This window comes from Pseudomonas sp. GL-B-12, assembly GCF_019955895.1.
In the GTDB taxonomy this organism is placed as follows: Bacteria; Pseudomonadota; Gammaproteobacteria; order Pseudomonadales; family Pseudomonadaceae; genus Aquipseudomonas.
The window spans coordinates 78,825-92,220 of sequence record NZ_JAHBCX010000033.1; the positions used below are offsets into that span (position 1 = coordinate 78,825).

Annotated in this window: 14 protein-coding genes; 8 read left to right on the forward strand and 6 right to left on the reverse strand. The window is 60.1% G+C overall.

The window, feature by feature from the left end; all coding sequences use genetic code 11:
* Positions 1–135: 135 nt before the first annotated feature.
* The 4 genes from KGA85_RS18260 to KGA85_RS18275 form a co-directional block, all read right to left on the reverse strand.
* Positions 136–1,407, reverse strand: coding sequence for a M16 family metallopeptidase (locus KGA85_RS18260; protein ID WP_223543293.1), 1,272 nt, complete (start codon positions 1,405–1,407; stop codon positions 136–138).
* A gap of 141 nt (positions 1,408–1,548) precedes the next feature.
* Positions 1,549–2,160: a 16S rRNA (guanine(966)-N(2))-methyltransferase RsmD gene (gene rsmD / locus KGA85_RS18265; protein ID WP_223460600.1), complete on the reverse strand. Its 612-nt coding sequence runs from the start codon at positions 2,158–2,160 to the stop codon at positions 1,549–1,551.
* Entirely contained in the window at positions 2,160–3,650 is a 1,491-nt protein-coding gene (locus KGA85_RS18270; protein ID WP_223460598.1) for a M16 family metallopeptidase, read from the reverse strand. The genes rsmD and KGA85_RS18270 overlap by 1 nt, the downstream gene beginning before the upstream one ends.
* Positions 3,643–4,998 (reverse strand): M16 family metallopeptidase, encoded by a 1,356-nt coding sequence (locus tag KGA85_RS18275; protein WP_223460596.1) that lies wholly within the window; start codon positions 4,996–4,998, stop codon positions 3,643–3,645. The genes KGA85_RS18270 and KGA85_RS18275 overlap by 8 nt, the downstream gene beginning before the upstream one ends.
* Positions 4,999–5,605: 607 nt before the next feature.
* On the opposite strand from KGA85_RS18275, the gene ftsY reads away from it, so the two are divergent.
* From ftsY to rpoH, 4 genes are all read left to right on the forward strand, one after another.
* Entirely contained in the window at positions 5,606–7,138 is a 1,533-nt protein-coding gene (ftsY, locus tag KGA85_RS18280; RefSeq protein WP_223543294.1) for a signal recognition particle-docking protein FtsY, read from the forward strand.
* The gene (gene ftsE / locus KGA85_RS18285) at positions 7,135–7,806 is read left to right on the forward strand and encodes a cell division ATP-binding protein FtsE (RefSeq protein WP_007975383.1); all 672 of its coding nucleotides are present in this window, start codon (positions 7,135–7,137) and stop codon (positions 7,804–7,806) included. Before ftsY ends, ftsE begins: the two co-directional genes overlap by 4 nt.
* Complete coding sequence (ftsX, locus tag KGA85_RS18290; RefSeq protein WP_223460592.1) at positions 7,803–8,825, forward strand: permease-like cell division protein FtsX; 1,023 nt, start codon at positions 7,803–7,805, stop codon at positions 8,823–8,825. Before ftsE ends, ftsX begins: the two co-directional genes overlap by 4 nt.
* A gap of 121 nt (positions 8,826–8,946) precedes the next feature.
* The gene (rpoH, locus tag KGA85_RS18295; RefSeq protein WP_007975386.1) at positions 8,947–9,801 is read left to right on the forward strand and encodes an RNA polymerase sigma factor RpoH; all 855 of its coding nucleotides are present in this window, start codon (positions 8,947–8,949) and stop codon (positions 9,799–9,801) included.
* A gap of 95 nt (positions 9,802–9,896) precedes the next feature.
* Here the strand turns inward: rpoH and mtgA are convergent, their stop codons facing one another.
* Positions 9,897–10,619 carry a monofunctional biosynthetic peptidoglycan transglycosylase gene (mtgA, locus tag KGA85_RS18300; RefSeq protein ID WP_223460590.1) on the reverse strand — a complete coding sequence of 241 codons (723 nt, stop codon included), beginning with the start codon at positions 10,617–10,619 and terminating at the stop codon, positions 9,897–9,899.
* 74 nt (positions 10,620–10,693) lie between these two features.
* Here mtgA and KGA85_RS18305 point away from each other — a divergent pair, with 74 nt between their 5' ends.
* The 4 genes from KGA85_RS18305 (at position 10,694) to trmB (ending at position 12,936) form a co-directional block, all read left to right on the forward strand.
* The gene (locus KGA85_RS18305) at positions 10,694–11,074 is read left to right on the forward strand and encodes a DUF423 domain-containing protein (RefSeq protein ID WP_223533058.1); all 381 of its coding nucleotides are present in this window, start codon (positions 10,694–10,696) and stop codon (positions 11,072–11,074) included.
* A 71-nt stretch (positions 11,075–11,145) separates the two neighbouring features.
* Complete coding sequence (gene thiS / locus KGA85_RS18310) at positions 11,146–11,346, forward strand: sulfur carrier protein ThiS (RefSeq protein WP_050562648.1); 201 nt, start codon at positions 11,146–11,148, stop codon at positions 11,344–11,346.
* A gap of 60 nt (positions 11,347–11,406) precedes the next feature.
* Entirely contained in the window at positions 11,407–12,201 is a 795-nt protein-coding gene (locus KGA85_RS18315) for a thiazole synthase (RefSeq protein WP_032884143.1), read from the forward strand.
* Positions 12,202–12,210: 9 nt separating this feature from the next.
* A complete protein-coding gene (trmB, locus tag KGA85_RS18320; RefSeq protein WP_056726481.1) occupies positions 12,211–12,936 on the forward strand; it encodes a tRNA (guanosine(46)-N7)-methyltransferase TrmB in 726 nt (241 codons plus the stop codon).
* A gap of 131 nt (positions 12,937–13,067) precedes the next feature.
* On the opposite strand, the gene KGA85_RS18325 is transcribed toward trmB, so the two are convergent.
* The gene (locus KGA85_RS18325) at positions 13,068–13,391 is read right to left on the reverse strand and encodes a DUF3392 domain-containing protein (protein ID WP_007987827.1); all 324 of its coding nucleotides are present in this window, start codon (positions 13,389–13,391) and stop codon (positions 13,068–13,070) included.
* Between the last annotated feature and the right edge of the window lie 5 nt (positions 13,392–13,396).

Consider the following 13,396-nt stretch of genomic DNA (forward strand, 5'->3'; position numbering starts at 1 on the left):
AATGTAGAGGAATTAATGGGGCGTGTCGTGCGCGCCGCAAGTTGCTAACTTGCCACAAACCAGGTGGATTCGCGACCGATGAAAGCAGGCCCCTGCGCGGTGGGAGCGCCGGGGCCGGTTTTCCGGAACTGATGATCAGGCAGGGGGCCCGGTTACGTCGGGGGTATTGTTCTCGATGGGAAACACATGAGCGACGGTTGCGCGTTCGCGGGTGAAGTATTCGTTGGCTGCCCACTGAATATCCTGCGCAGTGACGCTGCGTAATTGCGCGACCTCAAGATCGATCAACTGCCATGGCTGAGCAGTTGCAACAAGATGACCGATGCTGCCCGACAGCCCAAAAGGGGTGTCATAGAGCGCCTGCCGGGTGGTGCTTTCCTGCATGATGGCGGGCTCGATTTCCTCGGGAGTGAACGGCACGCGCTTGACGTCATCCAGCAATGCCCACAGATCGGCTTCGGCTTTCTGCGGATTACCCTCGAAGTGGAACGCAAGGATGAATCGGTTACTGGCTCGACTGAGTCGAAAGGTTGTCGCAATAATTGTCGAGCGGTTGTCATTCCCGAATGACTTCAGGCGTGCAGAGGATTCAAACAGGGAATCCAGTATTTCCAGTGCCCTGACGGATTGCGGATCGGGGGCGTTTTCCATCCCCGGTGTATTGAATATGACGAGCATCAGCGGGTATTCGGTTTCCAGACGTTGCGTTATCTGGCGGTAACCGGGCTCTGACGGTCCTTTTATCAAGGGCCTGAAGGGGGCGGCGCGCTGGTCTTTCGATCCGAAGTGACGCTCGACCAATTGTCTTGCCTCCTCGACCTCGACATCGCCGACAACCACCAGGCATGCATTGCCGGGGCAATACCGGCTCTGACGCCAGTTTCTGATATGTTCAAAGGTCAGGCGTTCAAGATTGGCGGCAATCGCTTCGTTTGGTCTGTAGTAACTGTTGCCGGTGTTTATCAGGGCGTCGATTTCCGGACTGAAGCTGATCGCGGATATGAACAGGGACTCTTCCTTGTTGCGCAGCAGTTCTTCGTCCAGACAGGTGCGCAGCCATTCATCCGATATTTCGTCCGTCATGATGGTCGACTGGATTTTGAGAGCGCTTTCCAGGTGTTCGGCGGCGATCAGTAAACGGTCGCTCAGATTTTCACGGCCACCGAAGTTTTGATGAGTGGCTCCGGTTTCTTTGATGAAATCCTCATAGTCAGGCATCAGTGCATTTTGTAATACACGTGTGACCCCGAAGTCTTCGGGGCGCTCGTCATCAGTTCCTACGGCAAAAACCAGTGTGAGTCCGACCTGAGGGGTTCTGTGATCCTCGCGCACGATGACCCTGAGGCCATTGTCGAGGGTGAAGTCATGGGTGGGGTGTGGAGTTCGTTCAGTCATTGGCTTGTTCATCCATTAATCATTCATTGCATCCATGCGAGACATTTCGCACGTCAACGATGATCCAGGATCAGAGGAACAAGCCACCTCAGATGTGTTGCGTTTTAAGAAACAGCCATCGTGCCGGGCAGGCCGCCGGCCTGCCCGTGCGCTTTATTCAGCAGGTTTTTCAGCGAAGCGCTGCCACAAAGAGTAATACACACGCCCGGATTTTTGCTCCCGGTGCAGGCGCCAGTTCTGCGGCAGGCCCAGGGTCGAAGGCGCGGACTCGCTTTCGGTGTACACCCAGGCATCCTCGGCCAGCCATTGGCGCTCTTCGAGCAACTTGCAAACGGCGGGCAGCAGATTCTGGTTGAACGGCGGGTCGAGGAACACCAGGTCGTAAGCCGTTGCGGTCTGGGTTTCCAGATAGCGCAGGGCGTCGGCGGTCTGGACCTGGCCGTTGGTGCAGCGCAATGTGCCCAGGTGTTCCTTCAGACTGGACACCGCGATACTGCTGGCATCCAGCGCCTGGCCCATGGCTGCGCCACGGGACAGGGCTTCGAGGAACAGCGCGCCGCTGCCGGTGAACGGGTCGAGCACCTTGGCGCCTGGCACGTAAGGTGCGAGCCAGTTGAACAGGGTTTCACGCACCCGGTCCGGCGTCGGGCGCAGGCCCGGGGCGTCGGGGAAGCTCAGCTTGCGGCTGCGCCATTCACCGCCAATGATGCGCAGTTGATTCACGCCGTTATGGACGTTTTTGGCGGGTTTTTTAGAATGGGCCATTAATGCTCCGGAACCCCGAGCGGCTGCTCGGAAGGTTTATCAGTAGGGGCCGGTAACGGCTTTTGCGGCACGGTCGGGCCAGCGCTGACGATGACCATCTTGTCCGTGCTCAGGTGTTTGTTCATGGCGGCTTTGACCTGCTCGACGGTCAAGGCCTGGGACTGTTGCATGAAGTCTTCCAGGTGACTCAACGGCAAGTTGTAAAAACCGATGGCGCCAAGCTGGCCGACGATATCGGCGTTGCTCGCGGTGGACAGCGGGAAGCTGCCGGCCAGTTCGCGCTTGGCGTCGTCCAGCTCTTTTTCGGTCGGGCCGGTTTTAAGGTAGTCGGCCAGTACATCCTGCACCAGTTTCAGGGTGCCTTCGCTCATCTCGGCGCGGGTTTGCAGGTTGATCATGAACGGGCCGCGCGCCTGCATCGGGGTAAAGCCCGAATACACGCCGTAAGTCAGGCCACGCTTCTCGCGCACTTCGCTCATCAACCGGGTGCCGAAGCCGCCGCCACCGAGAATCTGGTTCCCCATGGACAACGCTGCGTAGTCCGGGTCGTCGCGGTCGATGCCCAGTTGCGCGAGCATCAGGTTGGTCTGCTTGGACGGGAACTCGATATGGCCGACGCTGGCCTTGGGCTCGACCGGTTGCGCAATTTTCGGCAAGGCCGGGCCTTTGGGAAGGGCACTGGAAACCTGCGCGGCAATCGCTTCGGCTTCTGCACGGGACAGGTCGCCGACCAGCGCGATCACCACGTTACCGGCGGCGTAAGCTTTCTCGTGGAAAGCACGCAGTTGGGCCACGGTGATCGCCGGGACGGTTTTCGCCGTGCCGTCGCTGGCGTGTGCGTACGGGTGATCACCGTACAAGCGGTTCATCAGTTCCAGGCTCGCCAGTTTGCCGGGGTTCTGTTTCTGGTATTCGAAACCGGCAAGCATCTGGTTCTTGATGCGGGCCAGCGAATCGGCAGGGTAAGTCGGCTTGCCGATGACTTCGGCGAACAGCTTCAGGGCCGGCTCGCGCTTGTCCTTGACACTGAGGCTGCGCAGCGAAGCGATTGCCATGTCCTTATAAGCGCCGTTGCCGAAATCGGCGCCCAGGCCTTCGAAGCCCTGGGCAATGGCGCCAACGTCTTTGCCGGCCACGCCTTCGTTGAGCATGGCGTTGGTCAACACCGCCACGCCCGGTGCATCGCCGTCCTGGCTGCTGCCGGCGGCGAAGATCAGGCGCATGTCGAACATCGGTAACTCATGGGCTTCGACAAACAGCACCTTGGTGCCTTCTGTGGTGTTCCAGGTCTGCACGTCCAGCTTGCGGTGGTCCGGTGCCTTGCCGTTGAGCTCGGTCAGTGATTGCAGTTTCTGGCTGGCCTTGGCCTTGTCCAGGGCTTCGCTGGCATTGGTTTCGCCAGAGCGCGACAAATAGAACGCGGCGGAACCGATAACGGCGACGGCGACCAGGCCGATCAGGGCCAGACGGGAGGGTTTACGCTCACTCATGAGTCGTCTCCAGAGGCAGTACATGGGCGACGCTGAGACGTTCGCGGGTGAAATACAGCTTGGCGGCTTTCTGGATGTCTTGCGGTGTCACGCTTTCCAGATCGGCCAGTTCGGTGTCCATCAGTTTCCATGACAGGCCGACGGTTTCCAGTTGGCCGATGGCCGTGGCCTGGCTGGTGATCGAGTCGCGCTCGAAGACCAGGCCGGCGATGACTTGTGCACGTACGCGTTCCAGTTCTTCAGCGGTTGGCGCCGTGGTTTTCAGCTGGTCGAGCAGCTTCCACAAACCGGCTTGTGCCTGGGCGATGGTCTTGTGTTTCTGCGAGTTTGGCGATGCCGACAGGGTGAAGAGGCTGTCGCCACGGGTGTAGGCGTCGTAACTCGACGAGCCGCCGGACACCAGTTCTTCTCCGCGCTCCAGTTGCGTCGGGATGCGTCCGCTGTAGCCGCCATCGAGCAGTGCCGAGATCAGGCGCAGGGCATTGACCAGAGGCTTGTCTTCGGCGGTGGCGATGCTCGGCACGTTGAAGGCCAGCATCAGGCTAGGCAGTTGGGTCTGCACGTGCAGGGTGATCTGGCGCTCGCCTGGTTCGGCCAGTTCCAGCGGCTTTTTCGCGGCGGGTACATCACGCTTGGCGATCGGGCCGAAATAGCGTTGGGCCAGGGTTTTGACTTCGTCCGGGGTGACATCGCCAACCACCACCAGCGTGGCGTTGTTGGGCACGTACCAGGTTTCGTACCAGTGGCGCAGCTCTTCGACTTTCATCCGCTCAAGGTCGGCCATCCAGCCGATGGTCGGCGTGTGATAGCCGCTGGCCGGGTAGGCCATGGCCTTGAAGCGCTCGTAGGCCTTGGACATCGGCTTGTCGTCGGTACGCAGGCGACGTTCTTCCTTGATGACCTCGATTTCCTTGGCGAACTCGTCGGCCGGCAGGCGCAGGCTGGCCATGCGATCGGCTTCCAGTTCGAAGGCCACACCCAGGCGATCCCGGGCCAGCACCTGGTAGTACGCGGTGAAGTCGTCACTGGTGAATGCGTTCTCTTCGGCGCCGAGGTCGCGCAGGATCAGCGAGGCTTCGCCGGGGCCGACTTTCTCGCTGCCCTTGAACATCATGTGTTCCAGAGCGTGGGACAGGCCGGTATTACCCGGGGTCTCGTAGCTGGAGCCGACCTTGTACCAGACCTGGGAAACCACCACTGGCGCACGGTGGTCTTCACGCACGACCACCTTCAGACCGTTGTCGAGGGTGAATTCGTGGGTGGGTTGCGGGTCGGCAGCCAGGGCCGAAAGGGGCAGGCAAACTGTGCTGAGCAGCAGGCCAGCGGCGCGGCGGGCAAGAGCATTCATTCGTTTTCAAACCTTTGGGGCTGCCCGCTTGTTCTTAGCGTCAGCGGGCGAGAGGTAGGGCGTGTCATCAATCATTACCAGTACCGCGCCGGAGCCTGATAGTGCGCAGGGCAAGGCGCGAGGAGTGTAGTTTGGTATTCCAAATAAACTCCGAGCAACGCAGCCCTGCGCACTATCAGGCCCGGCCCTCCGGGTGGTCGCCTGAAAGCGGGCCATACTGCGTTGCAGTCCTTGGCAAGGAAAGCACATTCCCTGCGGCCTGCGCCTTGTCTGGCCCGCTTTCAGGCGGCCACGCGGTACTGGTAATGATTGATGACACGCCCTAGGATACTGATCCGTTTTAGCGGCGGCCACGCCTATCAGGCCTTTATGCTTGATCAGGTTGAATGGGTTTGCGACGGAAGGTGGATGTTTATCAACTGAATTCCGCGTTTTCGCCGATTTTGCTGCTTTAGTCCTATGAGAAATCGATTCCTTGAGGCGCCGACGAGCACCTCGACAAAATGTTGCGCGTGAACAAGCTGGGTGAAACACAGTCTGTTCTGCATCGAATATTTATTTGCCGGGGCGCCATTGGCGCGTCGCTACCGTGAGATAGCCGTCCTCCATGTTTGGTTCCAACGACGACAAGAAGACCCCAGCTGCGGCTGGCGAGAAAAAAAGCCTGTTCGGATGGCTGCGCAAAAAGCCGCAGGAACCCGTCGTCGAACAGCCACAAGCCATTCCTGAACCAGCGCCGATGCCGGTCCCGGTAATAGACGAAGCGCCCGCGCCGGTTGTTCTGCCGATTGCCGAGCCGTTGCTGCAACCCAAGGTTGAAGCCGCTCCTGAACCAGTCAGCGAAATCGTCATCGAACAGCCGCCGGCCCCGACGGCCGAACCGTGGTTGACCCTGCCGGTAGCCGAAGAGCCCGTGGCATTGGTCGAGAATGACCTGGCTCCTCACGTGACACCACCGATTCCGGCTCCGGCAGCGTTCGCGCCTGCGCCGGTTCAAGCACCTGTGATCGAGCCGGTGGTGGCGCCAGTCGTTGTGGCTGAGCCCGTGCCCGTTGTCAGCCAGCCAGAGGTTCCGGTATTCGTTGCTCCGGTTGCTCCGGTTGCTCCGGTTGCTCCGGTTGCTCAAGCGCCTGCCCCCGCTCCGATTCCTGAGCCGATCGCGGCGCCCGTCGAAACCCCGGTAGAACCCGTACGCACCGAAGAAACCAAAGCCGGTTTCTTCGCCCGCCTCAAGCAGGGCCTGTCCAAGACCAGCGCCAGTATCGGCGAAGGCATGGCCAGCCTGTTCCTGGGCAAAAAGGTTATTGATGACGAACTGCTCGAAGACCTCGAAACCCGTTTGCTGACAGCCGACGTTGGTGTCGAAGCCACGTCGGTGATCATTCAGCGTTTGACGCAGAAGGTCGCCCGCAAGGAGCTGGCCGATGCCGACGCCTTGTACAAATCCCTGCAAGCCGAGCTGGCAGCGATGCTCAAGCCTGTCGAGCAGTCGCTGAAAATCACCTCGCAGAACAAGCCGTTCGTGATTCTGGTGGTCGGCGTCAACGGTGCCGGCAAGACCACCACCATCGGCAAGCTGGCGAAGAAACTGCAGCTGGAAGGCAAGAAAGTCATGCTTGCCGCTGGCGACACCTTCCGTGCCGCGGCAGTGGAGCAATTGCAGGTCTGGGGTGAGCGCAACAAGATCCCGGTGATTGCGCAGCACACTGGCGCTGACTCGGCCTCGGTGATCTTCGATGCCGTGCAGGCCGCCAAGGCCCGTGGCATCGACGTGCTGATCGCCGACACCGCCGGCCGCCTGCACACCAAAGACAATCTGATGGAAGAGCTGAAAAAGGTTCGCCGGGTGATCGGCAAGCTCGACGCCGACGCACCTCACGAAGTGCTGTTGGTGCTTGATGCTGGCACTGGCCAGAACGCCATCAACCAGGCCAAACAATTCAACCAGACCGTCGAACTGACCGGCCTGGCGCTGACCAAGCTCGACGGCACTGCCAAGGGTGGGGTGATTTTCGCCCTGGCCAAGCAATTCGGCCTGCCGATCCGCTACATTGGCGTCGGTGAAGGCATCGACGATTTGCGTACCTTTGAAGCAGAACCCTTTGTCCAGGCATTGTTTGCCGAGCGGGAGCGTTCATGATTCGTTTCGAACAGGTCGGTAAGCGCTACCCGAACGGTCACGTCGGCTTGCATGAGCTGAGCTTTCGAGTCCGTCGTGGCGAGTTCTTGTTTGTCACCGGCCATTCCGGTGCCGGTAAATCCACACTGTTGCGCCTGTTGCTGGCGATGGAGCGCCCGACCAGCGGCAAGCTGCTGCTCGCCGGGCAAGACCTGAGCACCATCAGCAACGCGCAGATTCCTTTCTTGCGCCGGCAGATCGGCGTGGTGTTCCAGAATCACCAGTTGCTGTTCGATCGCACGGTGTTCAATAACGTCGCGTTGCCTTTGCAGATCCTGGGGCTGTCCAAGGCCGAGATCGCCAAGCGCGTGGACTCGGCACTGGAGCGCGTGGCGCTGTCGGATAAAACCGATCTGTACCCGGGCGACCTGTCCACCGGTCAGCAGCAGCGCGTCGGCATCGCACGCGCCATCGTTCACCGTCCGGCCTTGCTGTTGGCGGACGAACCGACCGGTAACCTCGACCCGCGTCTGGCCGCCGAGATCATGGGTGTGTTCGAAGACATCAATCGCCTGGGTACCAGCGTGCTGATCGCCAGTCACGACCTGGCCCTGATCGCCCGCATGCGCCACCGCATGCTGACCTTGCAACGTGGTCGATTGATCGGCGACGGGGAGGCCGCGGTATGAGTGCAACACGTAGTCCCAAGGTTTCCGAGCGAGTGGCCCCGAAGGCCGCCGATCAGCAGCCGCAAAAGAAAAAACGCGATGATGACGACGGGCCGGACTTTGCCACGTTGTTCCGCGCCTGGATCGAAAGCCATCGAGCCAGTCTGGTGGATAGCCTGCGCCGCCTGGGCAAGCAGCCCATTGGCAGTTTTTTCACCTGCATGGTGATGGCGGTGGCCCTGAGTTTGCCCATGGGCCTGTCACTTTTGCTAGGTAACGTCGAGCGCTTGGGCGGTTCCTGGCAGCGCGCGGCGCAGATTTCCCTGTACCTGGACCTTGAGGCCAAACCGGCCGAAGGCGAATCGCTGCGTGATCAGATCAAGGGCATGCCTGGCGTCGCCGATGCCGAGTACGTTGGCCGGGAGCAGGCGCTGGAAGAGTTCCAGCAACAGTCCGGGCTGGGCGAGGCGCTCAAGGAGTTGCCGGAGAACCCGCTGCCGGGCGTGGTCCTGGTGACGCCGGCCGAAGTCGACAAGCCGGCCCTTGAAGCATTAAGACAAAAACTATCCGAGCTGCCGAAGGTACAACAGGCGCAACTTGATTTAGTCTGGGTCGAGCGTCTGGCAGCCATCCTCAAGCTGGGTGACCGTTTTGTCTTCGGTCTGACCGTGCTTCTGGTTTCTGCATTACTTTTGGTGATAGGCAATACCATTCGTCTTCATATTGAAAACCGCCGCACAGAGATAGAAGTGATTAAACTGGTCGGCGGCACTGACAGCTATGTACGCAGGCCCTTTCTGTATATGGGTGCGCTGTATGGCTTCGGTGCGGGGATTCTGTCCTGGGGCGTACTGGCGTTCGGCCTTGACTGGCTGAACGACGCGGTGGTGGGGCTGGCCGGTTTGTACGGCAGTGATTTTGCGCTGGCTGGAGTGCCAGTTGCCGACGGTCTGTCTCTCTTGCTTGGCGCGGTGCTGTTGGGGTATATCGGTGCATGGATTGCAGTCGCACGCCACCTGAGGGAGCTTGCGCCTAAGTAGTATCATTTTGCTCGTATTGACCTTTCAGCGTTTTTGGGTTTTTGGGAACTTGTCTTTCGGTTTCCGGTCAATTTTCGCAGTGCTGAACTGCACGAGTTATGTAAGTCGGAGGTTTTTTCGTATGACCAATTCTTTGCAACCTGCATATGCTTTGGTCCCGGGTGCGAACCTGGAGGCCTATGTGCACACCGTCAACAGCATTCCATTGCTGTCGCCGGAGCAGGAGCGTGAACTGGCCGAGAGTCTCTATTATGAGCAGGATTTGGGGGCGGCTCGGCAGATGGTGCTCGCCCACCTGCGTTTTGTCGTACATATCGCCCGTAGCTATTCCGGCTACGGCCTGGCTCAGGCTGACCTGATCCAGGAAGGCAACGTCGGCCTGATGAAGGCCGTGAAGCGCTTCAACCCGGAAATGGGCGTGCGCCTGGTGTCTTTTGCCGTGCACTGGATCAAGGCGGAAATCCACGAGTTCATCCTGCGCAACTGGCGCATCGTGAAAGTCGCGACCACCAAGGCCCAGCGCAAGTTGTTCTTCAACCTGCGCAGCCAGAAGAAGCGTCTGGCCTGGCTGAACAACGAGGAAGTCCACCGTGTGGCGGAAAGCCTCGGTGTAGAGCCTCGGGAAGTGCGCGAGATGGAAAGCCGCCTGACCGGCCATGACATGGCCTTCGACCCGGCTGCCGAAGCGGACGACGACAGTGCTTTCCAGTCGCCGGCCAACTATCTGGAAGACCACCGGTACGACCCGGCCCGTCAACTGGAAGATGCCGACTGGAGCGACAACTCCAACCACAACCTGCACGAAGCCCTGGAAGTGCTGGACGACCGCAGCCGTGACATCCTCTACCAGCGCTGGCTGGCGGAAGAAAAGGCCACGCTGCACGACCTGGCGCAGAAGTACAACGTGTCGGCCGAGCGTATTCGCCAACTCGAGAAGAGCGCGATGAACAAGCTCAAGTTGTCGATCGCTGCTTAACTGGCGAGCAGGCAATAAAAAACGCCCCGGTCATTGATCGGGGCGTTTTTGTTTGTGGTGACATTTCAGATCCACCACAGGGGGGATCTTCGGTGTTATTGGGCCCAGGGCGCCCGACGCGAATCGTTCAGCCCGACCAGATAGCTGTCGCCACCCAGTTGGCTCATCTGTCGCCGAATCCAGCCTGCACGTCGCGCCACGTAAGCGGTTGGATGGCTCGCACTCCATACTCGCGGGTTGGGCAGAACGGCCGCCAGCAAGCTCGATTGTTGGCGGCTGAGACCTTTGGCACTCACGCCAAAGTGATGCCGGGCCGCCGCTTCGGCGCCAAACACGCCGTCATCCCACTCGACGCTGTTGAGGTACACCTCAAGAATCCGCTGCTTGGGCCAGAACACTTCGATCAGTCCGGTGAACCAGGCTTCCAGGCCTTTGCGCAGCCAGCTGCGGCCAGACCACAGGAACAGGTTTTTCGAGACTTGCTGGCTTAGGGTGCTGGCGCCACGGATCGAACCGCCGCGTTCGTTATGGGCAAACGCCGCCTGAATCGCGCCGATATCGAAGCCCCAGTGCTCCGGGAATTTCTGGTCTTCCCCAGCAATCACCGCGACTTTCAGGTCATCGGAAATCTCGTCCCAGGGTTTCCAGGTTCGTTGCAGGTCGATGGGTTCTCCGTCGAACCAGGATTCGATCTTGCGCTCGACCATCAGCGTCGTCCCCGGTGGCGGCACCACGCGAAAGATCAGCACCAGCAATACGCTGCCACCCATGAACCAGAGCACGGCCTTGGTGAAACGACGGAAATAGATACGCAGCATAGTGATGGCTTGGCCGAACCCGTTGAGCAGGCCATTATACAGTCCCTTTGGATCGAAACTGACTGGAGTTCTGCATGCTGCGTGGCTTTCTGATGCTGGCCGCTTTTTTCGGCTTCACCGGTGTCGGCCTCGGCGCCTTTGCCGCCCACGGCCTGAAAAACCGCCTGAGTGCCGAGTACATGGCGATTTTCCACACGGGCGTCACCTATCAGTTGGTGCATGCCCTGGCGTTGCTCGGTGTTGCAGCGCTGGCCTCGCAAATTCCCGGTCGACTCGCCACTTGGGCCGGCGCATCGTTTGCGATCGGTATCCTGCTGTTCTCCGGCAGCCTGTACATCTTGACGCTGACCGGCATCAGCAAGCTCGGCATCATCACCCCGTTCGGTGGCCTGGCCTTCCTGGTGGGCTGGTTTTGCCTCGGACTTGCCGCCTGGCGTTTGCAGCTTACCGCTTGACGCTTGTTGCTGACCTTTAGGTCATGATCGGGCTAGAATGCCAGCCCCTAAAAATGATGGCGGCATCCGGCATGCGCATTCAGTTGAACGGCGAATCCTTTGAACTGCCCGACGGTGAAACCGTTGCGGCCCTGCTGACCCGTCTGGACCTGACCGGACGCCGGGTGGCGGTCGAACTCAATCTGGATATCGTCCCGCGCAGTCAGCATGCAGACACCGCGTTGAACGACGGCGACAACGTCGAAGTGGTGCACGCCATCGGCGGCGGCTAGCACCCTCGGCCGAGTGGCCACAGAATTCTGCAAGTACCTCACTCCTACAGAGGATTTCCCATGAGCATCGTTCGCAGCGACAAGCCTTTCGTCCTGGCCGGTCGTACTTACCAGTCGCGTTTGCTGGTCGGTACCGGCAAGTACCGTGACATGGAAGAAACCCGCCTGGCCATCGAAGCCTCGGGTGCCGAGATCGTCACCTTCGCCGTGCGCCGCACCAACCTTGGCCAGATCGAGGGCGAGCCGAACCTGCTCGAAGTGCTGTCGCCGGATCGCTACACCTTCCTGCCGAACACCGCCGGTTGCTACGACGCCATCGAAGCCGTGCGCACCTGCCGCCTGGCCCGTGAGCTGCTCGATGGCCACAACCTGGTGAAGCTGGAAGTGCTGGCCGACCAGAAAACCCTGTTCCCCAACGTGATCGAAACCCTCAAGGCCGCCGAAACGCTGGTCAAGGAAGGCTTCGACGTGATGGTCTACACCAGTGATGATCCGATCATCGCCCGTCAATTGGCGGAAATCGGCTGTATCGCGGTGATGCCGCTGGCCGGTCTGATCGGCTCCGGCCTGGGAATCTGCAACCCGTATAACCTGCAGATCATCCTCGAAGAAGCCAAGATTCCAGTATTGGTGGATGCTGGTGTCGGTACTGCTTCCGACGCCACCATCGCCATGGAACTGGGCTGTGATGCGGTGCTGATGAACTCGGCCATCGCACATGCCCAGCAGCCGATCATGATGGCTGAAGCCATGAAACATGCGATCGTCGCAGGCCGCCTGGCTTACCTCGCCGGCCGCATGCCAAAAAAACTCTATGCCAGCGCCTCTTCGCCGCTGGATGGTCTGATCAAGTAAGAGCCATTGATGACTGAATCGAACGACACGCCAATCCAGACGGAAGAAGGCGACGAGCGCCAACACCGCCGCATCAAGAGTTTCGTGATGCGCGCCGGGCGCATGACCGAAGGCCAGCAAAAGGGCCTGGAGCAGGGCACTCCGCTGTTCGTGCTGCCGCTGGCCGACGCGCCGGTGGATTTCGACCAGGTGTTCGGTCGCTCGGCGCCGCGCTCGCTGGAAATCGGTTTCGGCATGGGACACTCGCTGCTGGAAATGGCAGCGGCTTCGCCGGATCAGGATTTCATTGGCGTCGAGGTTCACCGTCCGGGTGTCGGTGCGCTGCTCAATGGCGTGCTGACGCAAGGCCTGACCAACCTGCGGGTTTACGATTGCGATGCGATCGAAGTGCTCAACCGCTGCGTGGCCGATAACAGCCTCGATCGCCTGATGCTGTTTTTCCCGGACCCGTGGCACAAGAGCCGTCACCACAAGCGTCGTATCGTTCAGGCGTCCTTCGCCGAATTGGTGCGCAGCAAGTTGAAAGTCGGCGGCATTCTGCACATGGCCACCGATTGGGAACCGTACGCCGAGTACATGCTGGAAGTGATGAACGTTGCGCCGGGTTACAGAAACCTCGCCGAAGACGGCAAGTGCGTACCGCGCCCGGCCGAGCGGCCGATCACCAAGTTCGAGCGCCGTGGCGAGCGTCTTGGGCATGGGGTGTGGGATTTGAAGTTCGAGAAGCAGTCCTAAGCATCATGCAATACAAACTGTGGGAGCGAGCCTGCTCGCGATGAGGTCATAACATTCAACATCTATGTTGACTGTAAAGCCGCTATCGCGAGCAGGCTCGCTCCCACATTTATTTTGTGTGTGCTGCAGGATCAGCGGCGGTCTGCCACGACGCCAATCAACACCAGCACCACCAGCAACACTGGCGCCAGGCTGTAGTTGTTGAACTGGCTCAGGCCACGCACAACCCAGGGCGTGGCATAGATCAGCGCCGCGCCGCTGCCGATCATGCACAGCAGGGACATCAGCGGCACGCGCAAGGCGCCGGCGATGCTGCCCAGGCGCTGCTCGACCCAGCCTTTGAAATCCGCACCGAACAGCACCAGCAGGCAGCCCACCAGGGCCAGGGCGATTTCCGAGAGGTTGCTGCGGCTCCAGCGAGACACGGTGGCAAGCAGGTCGAGTACCAAATCCATTCGAT

Coding starts and splice junctions, on each gene's coding strand:
- KGA85_RS18260 (WP_223543293.1), bottom strand. CDS start 1,407: ATGAACAAGCCAATGACTGAACGAACTCCACACCCCACCCATGACTTC.
- rsmD (WP_223460600.1), bottom strand. CDS start 2,160: ATGGCCCATTCTAAAAAACCCGCCAAAAACGTCCATAACGGCGTGAAT.
- KGA85_RS18270 (WP_223460598.1), bottom strand. CDS start 3,650: ATGAGTGAGCGTAAACCCTCCCGTCTGGCCCTGATCGGCCTGGTCGCC.
- KGA85_RS18275 (WP_223460596.1), bottom strand. CDS start 4,998: ATGAATGCTCTTGCCCGCCGCGCCGCTGGCCTGCTGCTCAGCACAGTT.
- ftsY (WP_223543294.1), top strand. CDS start 5,606: ATGTTTGGTTCCAACGACGACAAGAAGACCCCAGCTGCGGCTGGCGAG.
- ftsE (WP_007975383.1), top strand. CDS start 7,135: ATGATTCGTTTCGAACAGGTCGGTAAGCGCTACCCGAACGGTCACGTC.
- ftsX (WP_223460592.1), top strand. CDS start 7,803: ATGAGTGCAACACGTAGTCCCAAGGTTTCCGAGCGAGTGGCCCCGAAG.
- rpoH (WP_007975386.1), top strand. CDS start 8,947: ATGACCAATTCTTTGCAACCTGCATATGCTTTGGTCCCGGGTGCGAAC.
- mtgA (WP_223460590.1), bottom strand. CDS start 10,619: ATGCTGCGTATCTATTTCCGTCGTTTCACCAAGGCCGTGCTCTGGTTC.
- KGA85_RS18305 (WP_223533058.1), top strand. CDS start 10,694: ATGCTGCGTGGCTTTCTGATGCTGGCCGCTTTTTTCGGCTTCACCGGT.
- thiS (WP_050562648.1), top strand. CDS start 11,146: ATGCGCATTCAGTTGAACGGCGAATCCTTTGAACTGCCCGACGGTGAA.
- KGA85_RS18315 (WP_032884143.1), top strand. CDS start 11,407: ATGAGCATCGTTCGCAGCGACAAGCCTTTCGTCCTGGCCGGTCGTACT.
- trmB (WP_056726481.1), top strand. CDS start 12,211: ATGACTGAATCGAACGACACGCCAATCCAGACGGAAGAAGGCGACGAG.
- KGA85_RS18325 (WP_007987827.1), bottom strand. CDS start 13,391: ATGGATTTGGTACTCGACCTGCTTGCCACCGTGTCTCGCTGGAGCCGC.